Source organism: Corynebacterium sp. Marseille-P4611 (assembly GCF_916618765.1).
Lineage (GTDB): Bacteria > Actinomycetota > Actinomycetes > Mycobacteriales > Mycobacteriaceae > Corynebacterium > Corynebacterium marquesiae.
This window is the reverse complement of the sequence record NZ_CAKAKD010000001.1, coordinates 610080-633900: the sequence shown is the minus strand read 5'-3', so window position 1 is coordinate 633900 and position 23821 is coordinate 610080. Positions and strand designations below refer to the sequence as shown.

The 23821-nt window shown below is 58.2% G+C and carries 22 protein-coding genes and 2 pseudogenes; 19 read left to right on the top strand and 5 right to left on the bottom strand.

Annotation, left to right across the window (positions count from 1 at the left end):
• Positions 1-168: 168 nt before the first annotated feature.
• Positions 169-2337: a glycosyltransferase gene (locus LG376_RS03175; protein WP_225746143.1), complete on the bottom strand. Its 2169-nt coding sequence runs from the start codon at positions 2335-2337 to the stop codon at positions 169-171.
• Positions 2338-2601: 264 nt separating this feature from the next.
• Between LG376_RS03175 and LG376_RS03170 the strand changes: the two are divergent.
• The 5 genes and pseudogenes from LG376_RS03170 to LG376_RS03150 all read left to right on the top strand — a co-directional run.
• Positions 2602-3930: pseudogene (locus LG376_RS03170) on the top strand (catalase); the annotation flags it as partial.
• Positions 3931-4002: 72 nt separating this feature from the next.
• Positions 4003-5195 (top strand): IS3 family transposase gene (locus LG376_RS03165; protein WP_225746142.1). Its coding sequence is split into 2 segments (ribosomal slippage): positions 4003-4282 and positions 4282-5195, totalling 1194 coding nucleotides; the frame shifts between segments, so codons are not numbered across the junction.
• A gap of 140 nt (positions 5196-5335) precedes the next feature.
• A complete protein-coding gene (locus tag LG376_RS03160) occupies positions 5336-6073 on the top strand; it encodes a catalase-related domain-containing protein (protein WP_225746141.1) in 738 nt (245 codons plus the stop codon).
• Between the two features lie 843 nt (positions 6074-6916).
• Positions 6917-7606 (top strand): alpha-ketoglutarate-dependent dioxygenase AlkB, encoded by a 690-nt coding sequence (locus tag LG376_RS03155; protein ID WP_225746140.1) that lies wholly within the window; start codon positions 6917-6919, stop codon positions 7604-7606.
• Positions 7607-7644: 38 nt separating this feature from the next.
• Positions 7645-8190 (top strand): NADPH-dependent FMN reductase, encoded by a 546-nt coding sequence (locus LG376_RS03150; protein WP_049377089.1) that lies wholly within the window; start codon positions 7645-7647, stop codon positions 8188-8190.
• An 83-nt stretch (positions 8191-8273) separates the two neighbouring features.
• Here LG376_RS03150 and LG376_RS03145 read toward each other — a convergent pair whose 3' ends face one another.
• Positions 8274-9851, bottom strand: coding sequence for an aldehyde dehydrogenase family protein (locus tag LG376_RS03145; RefSeq protein ID WP_225746139.1), 1578 nt, complete (start codon positions 9849-9851; stop codon positions 8274-8276).
• Between the two features lie 45 nt (positions 9852-9896).
• Positions 9897-12146 carry a choline BCCT transporter BetT gene (gene betT / locus LG376_RS03140; protein ID WP_225746138.1) on the bottom strand — a complete coding sequence of 750 codons (2250 nt, stop codon included), beginning with the start codon at positions 12144-12146 and terminating at the stop codon, positions 9897-9899.
• A 333-nt stretch (positions 12147-12479) separates the two neighbouring features.
• Between betT and betA the strand changes: the two genes are divergently transcribed.
• From betA to LG376_RS03070, 14 genes and pseudogenes are all read left to right on the top strand, one after another.
• A complete protein-coding gene (betA, locus tag LG376_RS03135) occupies positions 12480-14255 on the top strand; it encodes a choline dehydrogenase (RefSeq protein WP_225746137.1) in 1776 nt (591 codons plus the stop codon).
• Positions 14256-14435: 180 nt separating this feature from the next.
• Positions 14436-14564, top strand: coding sequence for a hypothetical protein (locus tag LG376_RS03130; RefSeq protein ID WP_049358964.1), 129 nt, complete (start codon positions 14436-14438; stop codon positions 14562-14564).
• 302 nt (positions 14565-14866) lie between these two features.
• A pseudogene (locus tag LG376_RS03125) lies at positions 14867-15061 on the top strand (alkane 1-monooxygenase); the annotation flags it as partial.
• Positions 15062-15143: 82 nt separating this feature from the next.
• Positions 15144-15503, top strand: a complete 360-nt coding sequence (locus tag LG376_RS03120) for a helix-turn-helix transcriptional regulator (RefSeq protein ID WP_225746136.1) — start codon at positions 15144-15146, stop codon at positions 15501-15503.
• Positions 15500-17392: a cation-translocating P-type ATPase gene (locus LG376_RS03115; protein ID WP_225746135.1), complete on the top strand. Its 1893-nt coding sequence runs from the start codon at positions 15500-15502 to the stop codon at positions 17390-17392. The genes LG376_RS03120 and LG376_RS03115 overlap by 4 nt, the downstream gene beginning before the upstream one ends.
• 497 nt (positions 17393-17889) lie before the next feature.
• Positions 17890-18093: a hypothetical protein gene (locus LG376_RS03110; RefSeq protein ID WP_198492332.1), complete on the top strand. Its 204-nt coding sequence runs from the start codon at positions 17890-17892 to the stop codon at positions 18091-18093.
• Between the two features lie 136 nt (positions 18094-18229).
• A complete protein-coding gene (locus LG376_RS03105) occupies positions 18230-18904 on the top strand; it encodes a LysE family translocator (protein WP_225746134.1) in 675 nt (224 codons plus the stop codon).
• Positions 18905-18913: 9 nt separating this feature from the next.
• The gene (locus LG376_RS03100; protein WP_005323228.1) at positions 18914-19243 is read left to right on the top strand and encodes a YbjQ family protein; all 330 of its coding nucleotides are present in this window, start codon (positions 18914-18916) and stop codon (positions 19241-19243) included.
• A complete protein-coding gene (locus tag LG376_RS03095; RefSeq protein WP_225746133.1) occupies positions 19236-20171 on the top strand; it encodes a PHB depolymerase family esterase in 936 nt (311 codons plus the stop codon). The genes LG376_RS03100 and LG376_RS03095 overlap by 8 nt, the downstream gene beginning before the upstream one ends.
• Positions 20172-20206: 35 nt before the next feature.
• Positions 20207-20491: an RNA-binding S4 domain-containing protein gene (locus tag LG376_RS03090; RefSeq protein WP_005323225.1), complete on the top strand. Its 285-nt coding sequence runs from the start codon at positions 20207-20209 to the stop codon at positions 20489-20491.
• Positions 20492-21319: a VOC family protein gene (locus tag LG376_RS03085; RefSeq protein WP_225746132.1), complete on the top strand. Its 828-nt coding sequence runs from the start codon at positions 20492-20494 to the stop codon at positions 21317-21319. It abuts the gene before it with no gap.
• Between the two features lie 5 nt (positions 21320-21324).
• Positions 21325-21630, top strand: coding sequence for an MGMT family protein (locus tag LG376_RS03080; RefSeq protein WP_225746131.1), 306 nt, complete (start codon positions 21325-21327; stop codon positions 21628-21630).
• Positions 21627-21986, top strand: a complete 360-nt coding sequence (locus tag LG376_RS03075) for a multidrug efflux SMR transporter (protein WP_225746130.1) — start codon at positions 21627-21629, stop codon at positions 21984-21986. The genes LG376_RS03080 and LG376_RS03075 overlap by 4 nt, the downstream gene beginning before the upstream one ends.
• Positions 21983-22300, top strand: coding sequence for a multidrug efflux SMR transporter (locus LG376_RS03070; RefSeq protein WP_225746129.1), 318 nt, complete (start codon positions 21983-21985; stop codon positions 22298-22300). The genes LG376_RS03075 and LG376_RS03070 overlap by 4 nt, the downstream gene beginning before the upstream one ends.
• Positions 22301-22382: 82 nt before the next feature.
• On the opposite strand, the gene LG376_RS03065 is transcribed toward LG376_RS03070, so the two are convergent.
• A complete protein-coding gene (locus tag LG376_RS03065) occupies positions 22383-23234 on the bottom strand; it encodes a PrsW family intramembrane metalloprotease (protein WP_225746128.1) in 852 nt (283 codons plus the stop codon).
• Complete coding sequence (locus LG376_RS03060) at positions 23235-23816, bottom strand: hypothetical protein (RefSeq protein WP_225746127.1); 582 nt, start codon at positions 23814-23816, stop codon at positions 23235-23237.
• Positions 23817-23821 lie beyond the last annotated feature (5 nt).

Sequence of the window (23821 nt, the reverse complement as noted above, 5' to 3'; positions counted from 1 at the left end):
TCTAACGGTAAAGAAACGTCTGCTCCTTGAGCACTGCTAAAGATAGTGACGGAACTCGTAGGAAAGTGCGTTGTTAGTTCTTTAGCAATAGCCGAGCACCGCCGGATATGACCGGAACCTTGATGGTGAGCATAGATGCCAACTGTCAAACCGCCTTGTCGCTGACTACTAACCAATCGTCTCCGCCTTACGGTATAGCTCTAAATAGCTGGAAAGAAGGGTTTCCGGACCGAAGTAGGCTCTTACTGTTTCGGCGATGTGGTCCCTACCGATTTTTCGAGCACTATCAATCGCTTGTTGCAAACGCCTTACTTGCTCATCGATCCTGCTACAGGCGGGTGCAACTGCAGATGAAAATTCGTCTCCCAAGCGGGAGTATATTTCCGCTATACCACCTCTTCCTATCGCTGCTACCGGAGTACCGCAGGCCATGGCCTCAATAGTGACAAGACCAAAGGGTTCTTCCCAACAAGGAGTAACAAGGCATACTTCATGGCGTGATACCTCCTCGGCTATTTCTTCTTGGGGCATAGCTTCTAGAACTGTGATATCAGTGTCTAACTTCGGCTGAATTTCCTTTGCAAAATATTCTTCGTCGCCGATCCTGCCTATTACTGTCAAAGTAAGTCCGCTTGCACGCGCTGCCTCGATTGCTATGTGCAAGCCTTTTTCAGGGACGATTCTTCCAAACCACACAGCACCTGTCGGTACAGAGGCTGTACGTCGGGGAAACCATACAGCTGGATCAAAGCTGTTGGGCACAATATGTATGGGCTCAGGAGCGGTCCAAGTGCGGGCCACTGACTGCGATACCGCACTAAAAATTCCAGCCGGCGATTTGCCATGTCGTTTCGCAGCAGTATCTATCCCTTGCTGTACTTCCACGAACCCAGGTGCGTGAAGTGTTGTCAGCATTGGTAATTTTTTATCAAAATTAAAAAGACCAGGGTGAAGGCTATTATTGTGGATCACGTCGAGCTCTCCGGCTTGTGCTTGAGCATGCACATGCTGGGCTAACTCACGAAAAGCAGCGTCTTCTTTTTCTCGCTCCCCTGGGGGATAGGTGTGGTCAGTTTTCTCGCTCTCAAAACCAGACCAGTCCACCCCCGGGAAGACAACATCTCTACATTGCTGTTCGCTTCCTTCTACGGCATAAAGATCCACGCGGTTTCCCGCTTCTCTCAATAGCCGGGCAAGCATTGAACAAAAGGCTTCTAGTCCGCCAGGATATGGCGGAGCCACGGGAAAACGTGACGGAGCTACTAAGGCAATTCGCTTAGCACGGACAGCATCGTAAATACGATAATGTGCGCTTTTTAGGTCTTCACTTTGCCTTGCTCGATCACCCTGGTAGGTAAGATGTCCGGAACGCGACAGCTGAACAAGCGCTTTAGCTGCTTCTTTCCCGTTACTAGACTCGTATTCCAGCACAGCATCTCTACTATCAGCCTGGCTTAGGTAACACCCACAGTCCGGCACCGCAATTGGGACTGACAGATCTCGGCACATTTCTAACCAACCCGAGTGCGTTCCCCTTATATAAGGCAGCAGAACACAATTACACGCTGCCACGTTGGTAAATAGATCCTGATCATCGAAGGGATCATGCTCGATGAGATCGATATTTTCTACGCGTTCAAGGGCGTTAATAAGAAGATCGTCTGGCCTGTCTCTATGTATGAAGACCTTGAACTTTTCTCCTTGTTGAGAAAGAAGATCAGCTATCTCCGTGTAGAAATCCGGGTCCCTGTTTACATTCTCCCGGAGAGATTTCAAAAAGACTCCTACACCTTCGGACTGCATTGAGGAGAAACCTTCCGAGCTGAAGGAATCTACGATAGCCGGATGCGGCAGGACTTCAATGTTGCCGGAGGGGAAGTCGAATAATTTCTCAATGTGGCTAGCAGCTTTACTTGTCAGTGTTATGACAGCCGCAGCAGCGAAAAGAAGAATGCGTACCTTATCATGGTAAGGTCCTTGTTCCTGCAAATGGGGATTATCGATGTCGTGAACTGTATAGACAAGAGGAATGTTGCGCTCGCGTAAGGCGTCGACAAAATCGTGGCATTGCTCTTTAGTCAGATGCTCAAACCCAAAGTGGACGTGGACTACATCTACTGGCTTTCTTTTCCCTCTCGATACATCTTCGTCATACTTATCCCACCACTGCTTTTCTAAACTAGGGTGCGGCCACCACCGCTCTGGCTGCTTGGCGTCAAAAACAGGGTCGGGAATCAGTTCTACAAATTCTTGAGAAATCGCCTTCGAAACATAAGGGTGCCCCGCAGGGATGGAAAGCACCCTTATTAGAGCAGACCTCTTTCCCGCACTACTCACGCTTATTTTCACCTTTAAATAAAATCTCAGTTAGAATAATTTCTTTGAAAGTTATGTCTTACCTCACTCTAGTAAACCCTTTAACGGAAGGTTCCGCTAGCTTAAAACCCTCTTTTTCAGCCCCGCCGGGCATACGGCACGCTTTCTCTCAGATACCCAACCAGCGGCCAGCTAAACTCTCTTGATTCCTGCTTCTCCTGCGCAAACTCAAAATTCGCTTTATCCTTAAGGTGTCACTATTTGTTTCACGTCTAGGAGCAGACAATGAGTCAAGATGAGTCGTCCCCATCTGCCTCACCACAGGGAAATCAGGTACCAGGAACCCCCGGCGGCCACACCCCCCACGTAAGCGAACCCAATGAGGCCACTGCACCACCCCAACCACTCGATTCACAAACCCCTCCGGAAGCCTATTCAGCAACTGGATGTCCTTTTAAAATCGGCGCGGGGAATGTGGATCCGCGTCATCAACAGGGTGAGTATCTCACTACGGCTCAAGGGGCTCGGCTAAACGAAACTAGTCACTCTCTGCGGGCAGGGGAGCGTGGTCCGCTGCTTATGCAAGATCATCACTTCCGTGAAAAAATAACCCATTTCGATCATGAAAGAATTCCGGAACGTGTAGTACACGCACGTGGTGCAGGTGCTCACGGCACGTTTGTCTCTAACGGCAAGGCTTCTAAAATATCTAAAGCTGGTGTATTCGCCGAAGGTAAAGAAACCCCCGTTTTCGTGCGGTTTTCTACCGTTTTGGGCTCCCGCGGCTCTGCTGATACCGTGCGCGATACTCGCGGATGGGGAGTGAAATTCTATACCGAAGAAGGCGTATGGGACTTAGTGGGCAACAATATCCCTGTCTTTTTTATTCAAGATGGAATCAAATTCCCCGACGTTGTGCATGCCGGAAAACCCCACCCGGATCGCGAGATCCCGCAGGCGCAAAGTGCGCACGATACTTTCTGGGATTTCGTCGGACTACACACCGAAGCCACCCACCATACATTCTGGAACATGTCAGACCGTGGTATCCCACAATCACTACGGACTATGGAAGGCTTCGGCATCCATACCTTCCGCATGATTAACGATGCCGGAGAAACTACTCTCGTCAAATTCCACTTCAAGCCACGCCTAGGAGTTCACTCCCAGGTGTGGGAAGAAGCTCAAATTACCGGTGGTGTAGATCCTGATTTCCACCGCCGAGATCTCGCCGACGCTATCGAAGCCGGCGCTTACCCGCAATGGGACCTGGGTGTCCAGGTATTCCCAGACACCAAGGAAGAGATGTTTGAAGGCATCGACCTGCTCGACCCGACGAAGCTCATTCCTGAAGAACTTGCCCCAGTAGAGATTATTGGCACGCTAACGCTCAATAAAAACCCAGGAAATTACTTTGAAGAGACCGAGCAGGTCGCTTTCCACCCTGGTCATCTCGTTCCTGGTATCGACGTCACCAACGATCCGCTCTTGCAGGCACGCCTATTTTCTTATCTCGACACACAGATATCTCGTTTGGGCGGACCCAACTTCAGCCAGCTGCCTATCAATCGACCCCACTCGCCAGTCAATGACAACCTACGCGACGGCATGTACTGAACTGACCCCCATTTGGTGGACACCTGATATCCAGCCCAGTCGAGCTGGGAAGAAAGGTAATCTACCACCATGTCCAGGTATTCCGAACAGTTCAAACGCGATGCCGTGGCCCTCTATGAGAACAACGAGGACCTCTCGTTGAACTCAGCGTCAGCCGAGCTCGGAATCAACCGAGCCTCGCTACATTCATGGGTCAAGAAGTACGGCACCGGCAAACGTGCCCGCATAAAAGCCGTGCACGATAAAGCCCAAGAGGCGAATGATTCTGAGCGAATCCGCCAGCTAGAAAAGGAAGTCTCTAAGCTGCGCGAAGAACGCGATATTCTGCGCAAGGCCGCGAAATATTTTGCCGAAGAGACACGCTGGTGATCCGCTTCCAGTTTGTCTATGACCACCGAACCGAGTACTCGGTTAAGCGGATGTGCGATGTGTTAAAGCTCAATCGTTCCTCGTTTTACAAGTGGGTGAGCACCCGCAAAAAGCGCAGGTTAAAGATATATTCTGACGGTCTTATTGGTGCAAGAATCAAGGCCATCTTCGATGATGAGCACGGGCTTTATGGTGCTAAACGCATCGCCGCAAGCCTCAAGGAAGACCCGGCGTATACCCCGGTCAACCACAAGAAGGTCGCACGAATCATGAAAACCATGGGACTAAAAGGCTTTAGCAAACGCCGTCGATGCATCACTACCAGGCGTAAGCCTGGTCACCGTGTCATGCCAGATCTAGTAGGCCGTACATTCACCGCTGACGAGCCGAACCGTGTGTATGTCGGCGACATTACCTACCTGCCGTGTAAGTGCGGAAAGAACATGTATTTGGCTACAGTCATTGATACCTATTCGCGTAAACTTGCAGGTTATGCACTCGCAGACCACATGCGTGTCTCGTTGGTCATTGATGCTCTAGCCCACGCACACGGTGTGCGTGGCAGTCTTGACGGGGCTATTTTCCATTCCGATCACGGCAGCGTGTACACCTCACAAGCGTTCAGAAACTACTGCTCGTCGCTGGGTGTACGCCAGTCCATGGGAGCGGTAGGAACGAGTGCCGATAATGCCCTAGCAGAATCGTTTAACGCCACGCTCAAGCGGGAAGTACTGCGAGAGCGGAAAGTCTTTGACAACCCAATTAGCTGTCGCCAAGAGGTCTTCCGGTGGTGCATGCGCTACAACACCCGCAGGCGCCACTCCTGGTGCAATCTTGTGGCTCCTGATGTCTTTGAAGCCGCGACTTCAGCTACACTGGCTAAAGTCGCATAGTTAACCCCCGACGTGTCCACTTTCCGGGGGTCGGGCCCTACCAGCAGGCAGCGCATACTGGTATAGCTCCCTACAAACCAAATAGTCTTGACGCCGGCAACCCAACCGAAACGCCGATTGACAAAGGTGCATTCATAGATGTGCCTCGCCCGGTAGAAGGACACGTAACTCGACAGAGTCCGGCTTCATTCGAAGACCACTTTTCGCAAGCGCGCATGTTCTACCTGTCTTTGACAGAGACTGAGAAACAGCACCTTATCGAAGCTTTCTCCTTTGAACTAGGCAAGTGCTATGAAGAGGCCATTAAGCTGCGCTACCTCGATGTTCTCGCACACGTAGACCAAGAGCTGGCAGAAACTGTCGCTGATAATTTGGGCCTTCCGCATCCGCGGCAACAGGAAGTACCCGACGCCAGCCCTTCCCCCGCTCTGTCACAGTTGGGTAAGACGTGGCCCATTGATGGGCGCCGAGTTGCAATTCTTATCAATTCGAATCAGGAACTAGACGGAGTAGGGGAACTGCTTAACGACCTATTCGACGCGGGTGCTGTTCCTATGGTCATTTCTACTAAGGGCGGGACCGTCTCTGTCGATGAGACTGAAGTGTCAGTTTCTCGAACCTACCTGACTGCTCGCTCCATAGAGTTTGATGCAGCAGTAGTTCTAGATCCCCCGCACAATTCTGAAGTATCCACGATGCTCGGCGAGTTTGAACGCCACAAGAAGGCTATTGTTCTCGCTGACAGCAATGCATCTTCGGCGCTTGAATACGCACGCGTTAAAAGCGAGCAACCAGGAATCGTTTCCGTTGATTCCCCACGCCAAGCAGCTGAACCAATAAAGAAACTCCTCGCATCGCACCGAGTCTGGGAACGCTAAGACCGGCAAACATCCATTCCATGAGCTAGTTTTTCAGCACCGCGCTAGTTGGAGGCCAATCGCGTTTCCGGCTAGCGCGCACTCATCTCTACCTCGGTTCAATCTTTGATCGCTGGAGTTTTAAATCGAACCACCCCAGTGAATGCCTGAGTAGACTTCTTCCGAAAACAGACAGGTCCTAGGTAGCGGTGAATCGGGCTATCGTATCAGTGGTATTTTCGGGCTGTGCGTTATGAGTCAGCTCGTGGATAGCAGGTGGCGATCATGCGGTCGTTTCCTTGTAGCGGGTAACCTCGTAATCCTTTAAACCCGTATCCATATTCGATCCGAAATGTGAGCTAAAGCTAGCACATCGCTCCATGTAGGCGGAACGAAATTCTCGCCATCAGTTTTGAACCACGTAATACGGTCCGGCTCTTCAAAATCGAGGTTCTTGAGGATTGATTCACTAGCAATGTCGTACGCCCATAAGTCGTGAACATTTTCATACTCAACCGAATATTTTAGAAATTCCCGCGGGGTGGAGAATGGTTTCAAAGTCGACAAAGGCCTTTCCGTCAGGCGTTTTCACTTCCAAAACGAAGTATAGAAATTCATCCATCCATGCGGCAGCGCCATGGAACTTTGGCAGCGATGTGGCGCATTTGCCCCCGAACCTATTTTCGCTCAAGGCATCCTTAGTGAGGATTTCTGTCGAATAGGATGCGGCGGCGTGTAAATCGAAACGATGCTCTGCGGTTCTTTGGCATCTCCATCAATCTAAAGAGGGAATATTTCTAACTAACTAGCCCTCGAAAGCTGGACTGGCTTAATTCTAGGGGCTTAGGGGATTAGGGTGAGGTCATGCTCTTTGATTCGCTGCCGCGGCCGAGCGTGCGTGTGGCTCCGGGGGTGGGGCATGTGCCGGGATGGGTGGGCGTCGATAAGCAGAAGGCCCTAGTAGAAGAGATGCGCGGCATTGCGCGTGAGTATGCGGCTACGCCGATGGCGATGGTGCGTCCGCGGCTGAAATCGGGCGGACAGATGAGCGTATTTCAGCTGCATCTGGGGAGGTATTGGCACTATCCCAGCTATCGGTATGTAGACAATATGGACGGCACGCGGGTTCCGCCGGTGCCGGAGAGCCTGCGGCGGATTGCTCCGGGGGCACTGTGCGCCGCGGCTGAGGTAGCACCCGAGCTAGAGCCATGGGTGGAGACCTTCGTGCCGGAGATGGCATTGGTGAATTACTATCCACCGGGATCGGCTATGGGCATGCACGTGGATGATTCCGAGGAGTCACCCGCCCCGGTGATTTCGCTATCCATTGGGGATGAGGCGCTTTTCCGCATGGGCCATACCGAATCGCGCACGCGGCCGTGGGATGATATCACGCTGTGCTCTGGGGATTTGGTGGTCTTTGGTGGGCCAAAGCGCTTTGCCTACCACGGCGTGGTGCGCGTTAATGATGGAACGTTGCCGGAGGGGTGCGGGTTGAGTGAGGGACGTATCAACATCACCATCAGACAAGTATCTGCGCGGGCGGTAAGCTAGGGACGTTACATAAAGCTTGAAGGAAAGAAGGTTCTCTTATGTCTCGTATCGGCATCATCATCGGCACTACCCGCGATAACTCGGCCGGCAAGGTAGTGGGGGAGTGGCTCTATGATCTCGCCCAGGGGCGCCAGGATGGGGTGGAGTACACCCTGCTGGATCTCAAGGAGTTTGATGTTCCGCTGCTGACCACTGACGTCATTCCTGCCACCGCTAATAAGCAGTATGCAGATGAAAAGGTGCAAGCTTGGTCTGATGCAGTGGATGCCTGCGATGGTTTCGTATTTGTTACCCCGGAGTACAACCGCTCCGTGCCAGGTCCATTCAAGAATGCCTTCGACTGCTTGGCCGGGGAGTGGGCCGGTAAGCCAGTCGCGTTCGCCGGTTACGGTCCAGCAGGCGCAATCCGCGGCGTGGAAGCATGGCGCACCATCGTGGTCAACTTCTCCATGCCACAGCTGCGCAATCAGCTCGACTTCGGTTTCTTTACTGACTGGACCGACGGCGAATTCCGCCCTGTAGATGCCAAGGTAGAACGCACCAATTCCTTGCTGGCCGAGCTGGAAGATGCCGTTACTGCATAATCAGTTCGCGTTGGCCGCATACAAAAGCCAGCCCCCGCGCTCTTCGTGAGCAGCGGAGGCTGAAGGCTCTGTGGCCGGCTTAGTTACTGCAGGCCGAACTGATCCCAAGCGGCAGGGGAGAGGTTCTGGTACACGTGCTTGTGCTCCTGGTACTCGGCCAAGCCGGTGGGGCCAAGCTCGCGGCCGTTGCCGGACTGCTTGAAGCCGCCCCACTCTGCCTGCGGCAGGTATGGGTGGAAGTCGTTGATCCAGATGGTGCCGTGACGCAAGGCTCGGGCGACGCGCTCGGCACGGCCGGCGTCGGAAGTGTAGACGGCGCCTGCCAAGCCGTACTCGGTGTCGTTGGCGATCTCGATGGCCTCCTCCTCGGTGGTGAAGGTCTCGATGGTCACGGTCGGACCGAAGGCCTCGTCGTGGACACAGTCCATCTCGCGGGTTGCGCCATCGATGATGGTTGGCAGGTAGTAGACACCAGCGCCCAGGTCGGTGGTGCCAGTGCCGTGCTGGCCATTGGTGTCCTCGCTGGTAGCAGCGCGGCCGCCGGTGAGGATCTTGGCGCCCTGCTCGCGGGCCTTGTCCACGTAGGCGGCAACCTTTTCGCGGTGCTCGGCGGAGATGAGCGGGCCGGTTTCGGCCTTGTCATCGGTCGGGCCGCCGATCTTGATCTTATTGGCGCGCTCTACCAGGGCATCGACGAACTTATCGTGCAGGGACTCTTCCACGACGATGCGGGATCCTGCGGAGCAGACCTGGCCGGAGTGGAAGAAGGCGCCATTGAGGGCGTTGTCCACGGCGACGTCGAAGTCGGCATCGGCGAAGATGACGTTCGGGTTCTTGCCACCGAGCTCGAGCGCGGTGCGCTTGACGGTCTCAGCCGCATTCTTGGCAATGATCTTGCCGGTAACCAGGCCACCGGTGAAGGAGACCATGTCTACATCTGGGTGCTGGGAGAGCGGGTTGCCGCAGTTAGCGCCAGCGCCGGTGATGAGGTTGCCTACGCCGTCCGGCAGACCGCACTCCTTGAGGGCGGCCATGAGCAGCATGGCGGTGTGCGGGGTGAGCTCCGCCTGCTTGAGGACGAAGGTATTGCCGGCAGCCAGGGCCGGGCCGACCTTCCAGGAGACCTGCAGCAGCGGGTAGTTCCACGGGGTAATCAGTCCGCAGACGCCAACGGGCTCGGCGTCGATGCGCGAGCGCAAGTTGGGATCCTGCGGGTCGACTACGCGGCCGGCTTGGTGCTGGGCCAGGGTGCCGAAGTACTCGAAGGCGTTGGCGATGTCATCCATATCGCCCAAGGATTCCTCGTAGCGCTTGCCGGTATCGGCGGATTCGGCCTGAGCGAAAAGCTCCTTGTGCTCACGGATGAAATCGGCCACGTGGATGACGAGCTTGCCGCGTTCGGCGGACGGGGTATTGGCCCACTCGCCGTTATCAAAGGTTTCACGGGCAACCTTGATGGCGCGCTCGGTGTCCTCGTCGGATGCCTCGGAGACGAGGCCGACGGTGGAGCCATCGGCCGGGCAAATGATGGTGCGGGTTTCGCCGCTCTGGGCGGCTTCCCACTTACCGTTGATAAACAGGGACTTTGGGGCGCCGTCGGCATGTACGACCTTCAGCAGCTCGGTCTGGGTGGGGTCGAACAAAGTGTTCTGGGTGCTCAAGTGAAAAGCAACCTTTCTCTCATAGAGGTAGTTGTAATGGCCAGCTTAGCTATCTTCGCGCCAAGTGCGCTCGGGCTCGGCGCCATCGGAGACATCGGAATCGCCCGGCTGGGTCTGCTGCATGTAGAGGAAGGCCAGGTGACGCTCGTAGAGATCTAGCACGTTATTGATGATCTGGTTCTCGGAATAGCCGTAGACGTCATAGCCTAGCGAACCGGTCATATCGTAGACCTCGAGGCGGTAGTACTCGTCGCCCTCGCCCGTGCTGAAGTCGGGGCGCTCGGCCGCGACTGGGAAGAGCTGGTAGCGGAACATACGCTCATTGTGCAGCTTAACTTCGAGGTCGAGCTGCGGAAGTTCGACGTCGGGAAGCTCGCTGGTGAGCAAGAGGGCATCGTAGCCGCGGCTGCGCATGTGCGTTGCCACCTGCTCGAGGGCGTAGGTAGCGGTTTCGCGCAGGTAGGTATCCATCTCCTGCTTGGAAGGGAAGGTATTGGCACGGTCGAGGCGATTCTTCCAGAGGTTGGAATCCGAAGGCTCGCGCTCGGTACGGGAGGAAATCACGCCGTGCATAGCGGTGGTGCGGGCCTCGCGCTGGACGTTTTCTAGGCGCAGGGACTTCCACAGAGAGAACATGATGAGGTAGACCACGAACGCGAAGGGCAGGCCCATTACGACGGTCGCGGACTGCACGGTGGCGATGCCGTCGATCTGCAGCAGCGCCAGGGTCAGCGCACCCACGGTCACGGACCAGAAGATGCGCAGCCAGCGCGCGCCATCCTGGCGGTTATCGGTAATGCGGGAGGTGAAGTTGGACATCACCAGCGCGCCGGAGTCGGCCGAGGTGATGTAGAGCAGCAGGCCGATGAAGGTGGTCAAGAAGATGACGATGCCAGAGCCTGGGAACTCGTGCAGCATGTCGTAGAAGCCCTGCTCCGGCACGTTGATCGCATTTTCGGCGAATTCGGGGTAGTCACCGGAGCGGACCATGTCCAGGGCGGTGTTACCGAAGAAGGACATCCACATCAGGATGAACAGGAACGGGAAGGTCAGGGTGCCAAAGATGAACTGGCGCAGGGTGCGGCCGCGGGAGATGCGGGCCAGGAAGAGGCCGACGAAGGTAGCCCAGGCAATCCACCATGCCCAGAAGAAGAGGGTCCAGGACTGCATCCAGGTATCTACGGTGGCCTGGTCATCGGCAAAGGCGAAGGTCTCCATGGTCCAGGACGGGAACTTTGCAACGTAGTCGCCGATATTGGTCACGATGGCATCGAAGAGGTAGGCGGTCTTGCCAAAGACCACGACGTAGATCATCAGCGCAATGGCCAGGTAGACGTTCAGCTCGGAGAGGAAGCGAATGCCCTTATCGACGCCGGATACGGCCGACAACGTTGCAATGGCCACGGCGATGATAATGAGGGCGGACTGCAGACCGAAGCCCTGCTCAATGCCGAAGATGAGGTGGAAACCATAGGACAGCTGCACCACACCGATACCCAGGGAGGCGGTCACACCGAAGACGGTGCCTAGCATGGCGGCGATGTCTACCGCGGAGCCGATAGGGCCGTGCACGCGCTTGCCGATGAGCGGGTAGAGCGCGGAGCGGATAGCTAGCGGCATATTGAGGCGGTAGGCAAAATAACCGAAGGCCATGCCCATCAGGGCGTAAAGAGCCCAGCCGGTCAGGCCATAGTGGAACATGGCATAGACCACGGCCTCCTTGGCGGCCTCCATGGTCTCGCCGTCACCAACCGGTGGTTGCATGTACATGGTGACCGGCTCGGCCACGGCGAAGAACATGAGGTCCACGCCGATGCCGGCGGCAAAGAGCATGGATGCCCAGGAGAAAGTATTGAATTTCGGCCGCGAGTGGTCCGGTCCGAGGCGAATATTGCCGGCATTGGAGAAGGCAATATAGAGCACGAAGACCACGGCGATGGTGGCGGTGAGGACATAGAACCAGCCGAGGTTGTGGCCGATCCAGCCGGTGACGCTGGCGAGGGTCTCTGCCGCGGAATCGCGGCCGAGCCCGGCATAGAGCGCCATGGCAATAATGAGGACGCCGGAGATGATAAATACCGGCCAGTTTGTCTTGGGAGCAGGGACCTGATCCGCGCCTACGGCATCGCCGGTTTCAGCCTTGTAGCTGCCGACGAGGGCACGAACTTGGTAGCGCGGGCTGCGCTTCTTGGGCTCTCCAGATGGGGCTGCGAGAGAGGTGTTTTTACCCCCTTGTTGGGGGTCTTTACTTGAAGTGTGAGACTCCTCAGGATCGTGAGGGTCAAAGTTAGCCATCTACTTCTCCTATTGTTGGTTGGTTTGGGCCGAATCTTTCGCACGGGTGCCCCGAAATGCTCACAAGATCGCAGGGAGAGATAGGTGAGTGAAATGAATCATATTCGGGCGAACTATGCGCAAAGACTTCGGATTTCATCTCCAGAGACATCCATCCGGACAAGGTAAATATACATTAAGATGGGCAAACTTCTAGAGGGATGTGTACTCTGGAGGTAGTGCCCGCACATAAGGCGGTGTGAATAAATACAGACTTTTGTATAAATTACAATATTTTCACTTCCGGTGGGGCAATCTTGACATGTGAAATATTTCACAGAAAGAAGGGGATTTATGGGTTTTATGGACAAGCTGACCAAGAAGCGTTCCGCTAAAAAGGTCACCGATGAAGTAAGCGACGTCGTCGTCGTTGGCGGTGGCTCCGCAGGCTCCGTCATCGCCGCACGCCTGACCGAAGACAAGAACACCCGCGTGCTGGTCCTTGAGGCTGGCCGCCCAGATTCCCTGTGGGATCTGTTCATTCACATGCCATCCGGTTTCTCTTTCCCAATCGGTGCAAAGAACTATGACTGGATGTACGAGTCCGATCCGGAGCCGGAGATGAACGGCCGCCGCGTTTACCATGCCCGCGGCAAGGTTCTCGGCGGATCTTCTTCCATCAACGGCATGATCTACCAGCGCGGTAACCCGATGGACTATGAGAAGTGGGGCCAGAACCCGGGCATGGAGAACTGGGACTTTGCCCACTGCCTGCCGTACTTCAACCGCATGGAAACCGCCGCTGCGGCTGAGCCGAACGATCCGCGCCGTGGCCACGATGGCCCGCTCTACCTCTCCCGTGGTCCGGCTACCTCCGAGCTCTTCCAGGCCCTGTTCAAGTCCGTGCAGGAGGCCGGCTACAACCTGACCAATGACGTCAACGGTTACCGCCAGGAAGGCTTCGCTCCGTTCGACCGCAATATTAAGAACGGCAAGCGTTGGTCCGCTGCTCGCGCATACCTCTACCCCAACATGGATCGCGAGAACCTCGAGATCCGCACCCGCGCTTTCACCACCAAGATCCTCTTCGAGGGCCAGAAGGCCGTCGGCGTCGAGTACGAGTGGCAGGGCGGCGTTCACCGCGTCTATGCCGAGAAGATCGTCCTGTCCGCCGGTGCCATCAATACCCCGCAGCTGCTGGAAATCTCCGGCATTGGTGACCGTGAGATTCTGGAGAAGCATGGCATCGACGTCGTCAAGCACCTGCCGGGTGTGGGCGAGAACCTGCAGGACCACCTCGAGGTCTACATTCAGTATGAGACCACCAAGTCCACCGCTTCCTCCCAGCCTTACCTGGATAAGTGGCGCTGGCCCTTCATGGGCCTGCAGTGGCTGCTGACCCACAAGGGCCCGGTTGCTACCTCCCACTTTGAGGGCGGCGGCTTCGTGCGCTCCAATGAGAACGAGGATTACCCGAACCTCATGTTCCACTTCCTGCCGATGGCCGTGCGTTACGACGGCCAGAAGGCGGACGTCAAGCACGGCTTCCAGTGGCACGTGGGCCCGATGTTCTCCGATACTAAGGGCCACGTTCACATCAAGAGCGCCGATATCCACGACAAGCCGTCCATCCTCTTCAACTACCTGAAGACCGACCAGGACCGCCGCGAGTGGGTAGAGGCCGTACGCGTTGCCCGCTCCCTGCTGGATACCAAGGCCATGGAAGAGGTCGGCGCCCGCGAGTTCAGCCCGGGCCCGGATGTCCAGACCGATGAAGAGATCCTGGAGTGGGTCCGCAACGATGGCGAGACCGCGCTGCACCCATCCTGTACCGCCAAGATGGGCGCGGAGTCCGATCCGATGGCCGTGGTTAACCCGGACACCATGGGCGTGTGGGGCGTTGAGGGCCTCTACATTGCGGATGCCTCCGTCTTCCCGTCCGTGACCAACGGCAATATCTACTCCCCAACCATGATGGTGGGCGAGAAGGCTGCCGACCTCATTGCTGGCCGCACCCCGCTGGAGCCAAACCACGCTGAGTGGTACAAGGCCAAGCAGGATATGCCGCTCTACGCTGAGGGCGAAGCAGTCCGCGATCACAAGCACTCCATCCAGGGCGCTGACCACTAAGCGCCCTCCCGCCGGATGGCTGTAGCGCCGCGTTCCCTTTTCCTGGGGGCGCGGCGCTTTTGCTTGCCGACGTCCCCCTTTCCCACCGCGTACCCCTCCGCCTGACCAGAACCATGATTTAATCGCCTCGCAAGGAACCAGGTCCACTGTAATGGGGCACCAGAGTAAAGGAAGGCATTAATGCTCAGCATTATCGCTCTAGTCATTAGTATCGTTTTCGCCGTTGCCGTTATTAAAAGGCTCGATGACATCGATGCGCACTTAAAGGAGCTACTCGCCTCGCGCGAAGATGGCGAAACACCGCGTTAATCGTGCGGGTGGCTAAGGAGATGGTGAACGAATTTCGAATTAACCAACTGCAAAAGGCCCATACCGACCGTGAAATGGAATTTTCCTGCGATGTAGCTTGAAGGGCTATGTCTTCGTAGACCAAAGTGGTTTCCAAGCAGCAGTGCCAGTACTTCGTACGCGGGGTAGCCAACACTGCGGACTTCAAGGAAGTATCATTCCCGGATACCAGCGAAAAGAGTTAGTCATTTGGCTATTAGAAAGCTTCGCTACGTGTGGTTCGACCCGTACGCAATGTTCGTGAGTGTCTAGCCCTTGATGGAGAACCTGGTGTCAGTGTCGCTGGCCGCACCTACGCCGCCGTCATGTCCGCCGACACCCTGTTCATCACCATCCCCACAGGGGTGGGTGTGGACATCCACGTGAAGATTCTGGAGAATTTCGCCGCTCATGTCGCCCCCGCGTTGAGTTGGCAGCCGAACCGCGAAGGACCAGTCATCGGCTATCCCATCGACTAATTCTTGCAGGTGGCAGGACTTTCGCGTGACTGTTAGTTCAGCCCATTTTAAATAGTTCATCGCATGCTGTATAATTCAGCGCATGCTGACTATTGCTTCGCGTCTCGACGTCATGAACCGGCTCGGCCGGGCCATGGCTGATCCGACGCGCTCCCGAATCCTGCTAACCCTACTAGACGGTCCGAGCTACCCGGCCGTGCTCGCGCAAAGCTTGGATCTGACCCGCTCGAACGTCTCGAATCACCTATCCTGCCTGCGCGATTGTGGCATTGTCGTAGCTGAGCCGGAGGGCCGCAAGACCCGCTACGAAATCGCCGATCCCCACCTCGCGGCAGCGCTCGAAGCGCTGGTCCACGCGACGCTGGCCGTCGACGAGAATGCCTCCTGTATCGACACTGAGTGCTCGGTGCCCGACTGCGGCGAGAAAGGAACGAACGCATGAGTTCAGCATGTGGATGCGAACACAAACCCGCCACGGAGATCGACGAGCTCGATCGGCCATGGTGGAAGGACCCTGAGCTACTGCTGCCGATCTTCTCCGGCGTAGCCCTCATAACAGGGCTGGCGCTGGACTGGTCCGACTTGGAGACGCCCGCGACGGTACTGTATTGGGTTGGGCTGCTGTTGGGCGCTTACACGTTCGCGCCTGGAGCGATCCGGAACCTTGTCACGAAGCGCAAGCTCGGCATTGGCTTGCTAATGACGATCAGCGCGGTCGGTGCGGTGATCCTCGGATTCGTCGGAGAGGCCGCGGCGCTAGCGTTCCTGTATTCGATCGCCGAGGCACTGGAAGACAAGGCGATGGACCGGGCCCAAGGCGGACTGCGGGCGCTGTTGAAGCTGGTACCGCAGACCGCGACGGTGCTGCGCGACGGCACAGCGGCCGAGGTCGAAGCGAAGGACCTCGAGGTTGGCGAGCTAATGCTCGTGCGCCCCGGGGAGCGGATCGCCACGGACGGCATCATTCGATCCGGGCGCTCCAGCCTTGACACCTCAGCGATCACCGGAGAATCCATTCCGGAGGAGGTTGCGCCCGGCGACGAAGTGCCTGCGGGAGCGATCAACTCCGCCGGGGTGCTGGAGGTCGAGACGACCGCAGCTGGAACGGACAACTCGCTGACCACACTCGTGGACCTAGTCGAGCAAGCGCAGGCGGAAAAGGGCGACCGCGCCCGGATCGCCGACCGGATTGCCCAACCCCTAGTGCCCGGGGTGATGATCCTGGCGGTGCTGGTCGGCGTTATCGGCTCACTGCTGGGCGACCCTGAGACGTGGATCACCCGTGCGCTGGTAGTCCTGGTCGCAGCGTCGCCGTGCGCGCTGGCAATCTCCGTGCCGCTGACGGTCGTGGCCGCGATCGGCGCGGCCAGCCAGTTCGGAGTGGTCATCAAGTCCGGCGCGGCGTTCGAGCGACTCGGCGGCATCCGTCACCTGGCAGTGGACAAAACCGGAACCCTTACCCGTAACCAGCCTGAGGTTACCGGAGTGGTCCCGGCAGACGGATTCGATCGGACGCAGGTGCTTTCCTTCGCGGCGGCAGTTGAGCAGCAATCGACGCACCCCCTCGCCGCGGCGATCGCGGCAGCGGGGCCCGAAGCGCCCACCGCCTCGGACATCAGCGAGGAAGCTGGGCATGGCATTGGCGGCACCGTCGAAGGCCGACGGGTGCTGGTGGGCAGCCCCCGATGGATCGACGCCGGGCCACTGAAAGCAGACGTTGAGCGCATGGAGTCCGAGGGCCAGACCTGCGTCCTGGTCACCGTTGATGACGCTCTCGCCGGGGCGATCGGGGTCCGCGACGAGTTGCGGCCCGAGGTGCCCGAAGCCGTGCAGGCCCTGCACGCCAACGACGTGGAAGTAAGCATGCTCACCGGCGACAACACTCGCACCGCCCGGGCGCTGGCTGGAATCGCCGGAATCGACGACGTGCGCGCCGAGCTGCGCCCTGAGGACAAGGCAAGCATCGTCGCCGAATTCTCCTCCAAGACGCCGACGGCGATGATCGGCGACGGCATCAACGACGCGCCGGCACTGGCGGGTGCGACGGTGGGCATAGCGATGGGAGCGACCGGCTCTGACGCCGCGATCGAGTCCGCTGACGTCGCCTTCACCGGCCACGACCTCCGGCTAATCCCGAAGGCGCTGCAGCACGCCCGCCGAGGAAGCAGGATCATCAACCAGAACATCGTGCTGTCTCTGGCCATCATCATCGTGTTGATGCCACTGGCGATCAGCGGCGTGCTGGGCCTGGCCGCCGTCGTGTTGGTTCACGAGGTTGCCGAAGTGATCGTGATCTTGAACGGCCTGCGGGCTGCGCAAGCGAAGCGCTGAGGCTGTGACCGGCAAGTCTCATAAGGGTTAAACCACACGCCGAGCGGACTCACCTTGGGCCAGGCACGTCATTCGAGTTCACGGTTCGTCTCCGTGGAATCGGGATCGTACTCGGTGATCTGTCCCTTCTCGGTGCGGGTGGGCACGGGGGCTGTGGGCGAGCCACCACCCGGCACGTGCCCCAGCCGGTCAAGAGCCCCCGAGCGCTCGGCGTCTCCAGTGCAGATCGTGGAAGGATCGAACTTGCTCAGGGACCAAGCGTCACTGCGAGGTTCTTTTCGTCCCGCAACTTGAATAGTTCAGCGGCCTTGATACCACGGACATCCATTCGGAGTGCTGCCGAGTCTCGTCGACACAGCCCGCGACTATCTGGGCAGTGTGTTTGACAAAGGCCCCCACCCTCATCAGCGTTGCCGAGCCCCTCGCCGTTCCAGTTGCCGTAACCGACTAGATGCAGATTCTTCACCGCGGTTTTCGCGCAGTTTATTCGCCCCGATATGTCGCCCACTTGGACCGTTGCGGTAGCGGCAATCCGCGTGGCGATGTCCGTGACCTGGTTTTCTACCTCTGCACTCATTGTGCGCGCGGCATCGCGCTGGATTGCGCACCACTCCGCGGCCATCGATATCGTTTCCGGTCTTATCTTTGCGGTGCTGGGACTCGTTATGGCCGTGGAGGGCGCTATCGAGCTCTTCGGTTAGTACAGGTGGCGGATTTCTATAAAAGAGTTGATATAGGAGCTACCTACATCACAGAACTTACCTGTTTCGCTGCAGGTGAGAGGGTTCTTATAGTGGCATGTGTTAATCCAATCGCATGCGAGTATGGAGGTGTTAGGTGGCTATTAGCGCCCTGGTGACCTTAATGGGCGTGTGGTTCGCGGCGATGGCCTCGCCGGGCCCAGACGTAGTGCAAATCATTCGCTTAGGTGCGCGCTCTACGCGCGCAGCCGTATGGGCGGCGCTTGGTAGTACCACCGGCCTTACCATTTGGACCGTGGCCTCCTTGGCGGGGCTATCCGCGCTGATTTCCGCGCACCCTGGCATCCTCGTGGCGCTACAGGTTCTCGGTGGCTGTTACCTGCTGTGGATGGCCTATACCGCCATTACCGGTGGCATCAAGGAGCGCCGCGCGCCCGCAACCGTAGTGGGCACCGAAACCCGCGCCCCACAGCCGCGCGGGTTTACGCCGGACGGCATTATCAAGGCGGCCACCGCCTATCGCATGGGATTCATCTGCGATCTCTCGAACCCCAAGGTGGTCATTTTCTTCGGCGCCATCTTTGCCAATTTCATTGATCCCAGCATGGGCATTGGGGCCAATCTCATGGTGGGTGCCGTATTGATTCTGGAAAGCCTCGTGCTCTTCGTGGGCGTGGCTTTGAGTACCCGCGCGGTATCGAAGTGGATGGCCAGGAATTCCGCGTGGGTGGATATTGTCAGTGGCGTGGTCTTCCTGCTGCTGGGCATCATCATCCTTTTTGAAGGAGTGCGTGGGCTTATAGCCATGTAATCTGGGTCCATGATTTTTACCACTACTAATACCGTTGATGGCTACGAGATTACGGATTATATCCGCATCATCGCCGGGGAAACCGTCATCGGTATTAATATGCTGAAGGATTTCGGGGCATCCCTCCGCAATATCACCGGTGGACGCTCCGCCGGGTATGAGAGCGAGGCCATCAAGGCGCGCGAGGCAGCACTCGATGAGCTGTGGCGACGCGGGCAGGAGCTCGGGGCCGATGGCGTGGTGGGCATCGCCTTCGATTATTCGCCCATGGGCACCTCGAATGACATGTTGATGGTCACAGCGACCGGCACTGCGGTGAAGCTGCGCGCCCGTGATTAAGGTAGGCAAGAAAGCACTGGCCCTATGCGCTGGGTTATGCGCGGCCGCCGGGCTCATGGCAGGGTGCGAGGAAGAACCGCCGCGGCCGGGCAGCGTGCCGAATGAATCGCAAGGCGCGGCCGATGGCTATATCACCACGCTGCCGGATCAGGGCACAACGGCTAATGGCCGCTACCAGATCATTAACCTGCAAAATCATCGCAGTTTTGTGGTGCACGTGCCGTTTAATGCGGATAAGCACCACCGCCTGCCCGTGGTCGTGGCGATGCACGGCTATGAGATGGATGCCGGCAATATGTTCAAAGGCACCGATCTCTCCCAGGGCGATGCCATCACCGTCTTCGTCCAAGGCGCGGGGAAGGCGTGGGCGCCGGCACCGTACGCGGTGACTAGCTTGGAGGATGACCTCAAATACGTCGATGACACGATCGATTTCGTTCGCCGCCACTATCCGGCTTCTGAGACCACCTATGGCGTGGGCTTCTCTAATGGCGGCGGGTTCGCCCGTGCGGTGACCTGCAAGCGGCCGGGCCTATTCGATGCGGTGGCCACGGTTTCGGCGGCAAAATATGACCGCGTGGAAAAAGACTGCGCCAGCGAACCCACCGATTACCTGGATATCCACGGCACCGAAGACGTGCTGATGAAATATGGCGGTGGGCGCCAGCACGGTGCGCATTACCACTCGGTAAAGCAATCGCTGCGCGGGATTGCGAAAGAGAATGGGTGCAATCCGTTTCCAAAGAGGCGTCGGAAAGAAGCGGTGGAGCACTTTACCTGGCGGGTATGTGATGCGCGCACCGAGCAGTACACCATCCACGGTGGCGCGCACACGTGGAATGGCGGGGCCACGGACCATTCCGGTCTGGTGAGGGCGGAGTGGACCACCGATACGGTCCTGGATTTCTTCCATATCGCCCACCCGTAGCTATAGCCGCGCGCGGGCTGGGTAAGCTGGGCGGCATGCTAGACATTCCTATCAACGGCGACTCCATCAAATTGGGCCAGTTCATCAAGCTGGCCAGCTTGGTGGCTACCGGCGGCGAGGCTAAAGAGCTCATCGCAGAAGGCGTGGTCACGGTCAATGGCGAGCCCGAGACGCGCCGGGGCGCCATGCTCCACCCAGGCGACGAGGTGTGCATCGAGGATGCTTGCGCGCGCGTGGGCGAGCCGGATGATGACGATGACTACTTTGATGAAGCCACGGCCGACGATGACTTTGATCCGGAAAAGTGGAGGAATATGTAGATGCCAGCATTCGAAGCTGAAGTGGGCATGCCCTACTGGATTGACCTGACCACCTCGGACCCGCGCAAGTCCGCACACTTTTACGAACAGGTGCTGGGCTGGGAAATTTCCGCCGAGTCCGGCGAAGATAATCCGTACCAGATGGCGCGCCTGCAGGGCCTGCCCATCGCCGGGCTGATCCCGCAGCCGGAGGAGGCCCCCATGCCGGATACGTGGGTGACCTACTTCCTGTCCAAGGATATCGCGGGCGATTGCCAGCGCGCGCAGAACTTGGGCGGGCGCATCCTTGTGGAGCCGCAGCAGGTGCAGCTGGGGCACATGGCCCTGCTTGTCGACGCCGCTGGCGGCATGTTTGGCCTCATCCAGCCCGCCGGCCCGGAGCACTTCGTGGCCGCCGGCGAGCCCGGCACCCCAGTCTGGCACGAGCTCACCGCTACCTCGGGCTTCCAGAGCGCGATGGATTTTTATGGCGAGCTATTCAACTGGGAAATCCGCTCCATGCAGTCCGAGGATGAGAGCTTCATTTACGCCACGGCCGAAGAAGATGGTGCGCCGTTTGCCGGCCTGTGGAACGCCGAGGGGCAGTTCCCGCCGCAGGTCCCGAGTTTCTGGCAGACCTATTTGGGCGTGCGCGATATCGACGCCGCTGCGAAGAAGGCCGTGGAATTAGGCGGCGAGGTCATCCGCGAACCATGGGATTCGCCCTTCGGCCGCATGTGCCTTTTGGCCGATTCCACCGGTGCAACCATCACCCTCACCGAGGTCGAAGACGCCCCCGAAGAAGAGCCCACCGAGTCGGATGATGTGCTGGGCCTCGACCCGCAATAATTGCGATGAGTGAATCGCCACTGGTCAAACGCGTATTGGCGGTTGTTGCCGTGATTCCGCCCAGCAACGTCACTTCCTATGGTGAGGTGGCCAAAGTGGCCGGCTGCGGTGCGCGCAACGTCGGCACCGTGTTAAAGCGCCACGGCGGCGGTGCTGCATGGTGGCGCGTGGTCCGCGCCGATGGTGCCTCCCACGATCCCGCCCGCGCCGCGGAGTTCTGGGATCGCGAGGCCATCGCGCACGCCAACGGCCGCGTTAAAATGCACGAGCACGGAATCGACGCCCGCGAATTACAGGAGTTGATGGAGTGAGGGCCTGGGTCATTCTCTTTCTCGCGATTGCCAGCGAAGTCGCGGGCACCGTTGCGCTGAAGTACGCCGTAGAGCATGTCTGGATCTACGGCGTGGCCGCCTTCTGCTTCATCCTTGCTTTTGTGCTCCTGCACCGCGTGATGCAAGAAGGCGTCAACGTGGGTGTGGCTTATGGACTCTGGGCATCCGGCGGGGTCATTTCCACCGCATTGCTGTCCGCCGCGCTATTTGGCGAGCCGCTCGGCGCGGTAAAACTCGCCGGAATCGCGCTCATTATGGGCGGCGTATTCTGCGTGGAAATGGGCGCTAAACCGCACGAGGATGAAGACCGCACGGTGGAGGTCGCGCCGCAATGATCTGGGTTTTGCTTTTCCTCGCCACCGCCATCGAGGTTTCCGGCACGCTGTGCCTGCGCATGTCCGCGGTGACCGGACGTCGCTTCTGGGTGGTGCTCGTCGCCCTGTGTTATGTCTCTGCCTACGGCTTCTTGGCGCTCGTGCTCAAGGCCGGCATGGATTTGGGCGTGGCCTACGGTATCTGGGCTGCCACTGGCGTTGCGCTTACCGCCATTGCCTCGTATCTCCTGTTCAAGGAGCCGTTTACTTGGTTAAAATCTCTGGGCGTGGTGCTCATTGTCGGGGGAGTGCTGCTCGTAGAAGCCGGGGCGTAGCACTGACAAAACAAGCACGTTTCGTCTCTCACGTGGTGTGAAAAGGGCGAAACGTGCTTGTTGTGCAGAGTGGTCGGTGGCTTTAGCGGATGAAGGCGAGGGCGTCGTCGGCAGTGCTGTGGCTGTAGCTCTCATCGGTCTTGGCGAGCTTATTCCCGCGCAGTACCAGCCACATGCTCAGCGGGTAGAGGATAAGCGCTACCGTGACGGCCTGGATAATGGCGGCCACCTCGGAATCGTGCAGGTAGTTCCAGCAAAAGTGGAGGAGAAAAGCGGCGGCTAGGCAGCCGAGAAAGACGCCGAGGCGCCACCACAGCGGCTTGGCGGCGGCATAGAGCGCCCAGCCGATGCCCCAACCAGCCAGTGCGGTGAGCAAGACGTGTAGGCCAGGGCCGGCTACAAGGCGCAGACCCCACATCTCAAATAGGCCCTGAATATCGCTATCGGGGTGCATGGTGGCGCCCATGGCGCCGTAGAGGATGTTTTCGCAGGCCTCGAAGCCTAGGCCCACCACTGCGCCCACCATCCAGCCATGCCATGGGCGGTTGAGCTGACGGAAGGACATGAGCACGAAGACAACGCCGGTAGCCTTGGAGATTTCCTCTGGGTAGGCGCCGCTCCAGGACATCATGGCATCCACCCAGCCGGTGCCGATGGCAAGCTGCATGACAGGACCGGAGCTGATAAGCGCCAAGGCAACGGCCACCCCGCCGCCCCAAAGGAAAGCCAGCGCGGCCCACAACCGCGCCGGGCGGGCCCACATGGGGCTGCGCTGCAGCAGGAAGATGACCAGCGCCACGAGAACGGCGGCGATGAGCAGGCTGAGCAGGCCCATCAGGGGAGAGATCAAAAATGTGCTCAGCGTCTGGACCAAGAACGCGATGAGGCCAATGCCGGACAGGATCCACAGCGTGGTGCGAAAGAGCTTGGACATCTAGTACATCAACTCCCCGGAGAAGTCAGCGAATTCGGCATCGGCCGCAGCGGGCAGATCCTCTTGGCCGAAGGCATGCCAGATGCGGGAGGTGGTGGCCCGGGCCTGATCGCCCTTGCCGGTCACGGTGACCACCCAATCCTTGTTTTCATCCTCGCCGGTGCCGTCGAGGGAGAGGGCGGCGGTGGAGGAGGGGGCGTCGGCAAGCAGGAGTGCTCCGTTGGTGCCGTCAAAGGTGGGGGCGTCGGCCGGCAGGGAAGCCATGGCTAGGGCGCGAACCATGCGGCGCAAGGTGGTGGCATCGTCCTTGGCATCCTCGGTGAGGGTGGCCTGTACGCTGACATCACCGCAGGTCCAGCCGATGCTGGCGAGGGATTCATAGTCGCGCTCGCAGTAGAGATCGGCAACGTCAATCTCCCAATCCTGGCTGGGCTCGGTCAGGGTGACCTGCTCGACGTCCGCGGAGGAATCCGCCAGCGCCGCCTGCACAATTGTGGGCAAAGCGAGAACCACCGCCACGAACGCAATGACGGCGAGGAAAAGGCGCCGCGGATGCGCTGGAGGAAAGCGATAAAATTCCATAGCCC

Bases quoted from the DNA above. Each gene is read 5' to 3' on its own strand.
- LG376_RS03130 (WP_049358964.1), top strand. From the start codon at position 14,436: ATGCTCAGCATTATCGCTCTAGTCATTAGTATCGTTTTCGCCGTTGCC.
- LG376_RS03065 (WP_225746128.1), bottom strand. From the start codon at position 23,234: ATGTCCAAGCTCTTTCGCACCACGCTGTGGATCCTGTCCGGCATTGGC.
- betA (WP_225746137.1), top strand. From the start codon at position 12,480: ATGGGTTTTATGGACAAGCTGACCAAGAAGCGTTCCGCTAAAAAGGTC.
- LG376_RS03120 (WP_225746136.1), top strand. From the start codon at position 15,144: ATGCTGACTATTGCTTCGCGTCTCGACGTCATGAACCGGCTCGGCCGG.
- LG376_RS03155 (WP_225746140.1), top strand. From the start codon at position 6,917: ATGCTCTTTGATTCGCTGCCGCGGCCGAGCGTGCGTGTGGCTCCGGGG.
- LG376_RS03060 (WP_225746127.1), bottom strand. From the start codon at position 23,816: ATGGAATTTTATCGCTTTCCTCCAGCGCATCCGCGGCGCCTTTTCCTC.
- LG376_RS03115 (WP_225746135.1), top strand. From the start codon at position 15,500: ATGAGTTCAGCATGTGGATGCGAACACAAACCCGCCACGGAGATCGAC.
- LG376_RS03100 (WP_005323228.1), top strand. From the start codon at position 18,914: ATGATTTTTACCACTACTAATACCGTTGATGGCTACGAGATTACGGAT.
- betT (WP_225746138.1), bottom strand. From the start codon at position 12,146: ATGGCTAACTTTGACCCTCACGATCCTGAGGAGTCTCACACTTCAAGT.
- LG376_RS03110 (WP_198492332.1), top strand. From the start codon at position 17,890: ATGTCGCCCACTTGGACCGTTGCGGTAGCGGCAATCCGCGTGGCGATG.
- LG376_RS03090 (WP_005323225.1), top strand. From the start codon at position 20,207: ATGCTAGACATTCCTATCAACGGCGACTCCATCAAATTGGGCCAGTTC.
- LG376_RS03150 (WP_049377089.1), top strand. From the start codon at position 7,645: ATGTCTCGTATCGGCATCATCATCGGCACTACCCGCGATAACTCGGCC.
- LG376_RS03085 (WP_225746132.1), top strand. From the start codon at position 20,492: ATGCCAGCATTCGAAGCTGAAGTGGGCATGCCCTACTGGATTGACCTG.
- LG376_RS03070 (WP_225746129.1), top strand. From the start codon at position 21,983: ATGATCTGGGTTTTGCTTTTCCTCGCCACCGCCATCGAGGTTTCCGGC.
- LG376_RS03080 (WP_225746131.1), top strand. From the start codon at position 21,325: ATGAGTGAATCGCCACTGGTCAAACGCGTATTGGCGGTTGTTGCCGTG.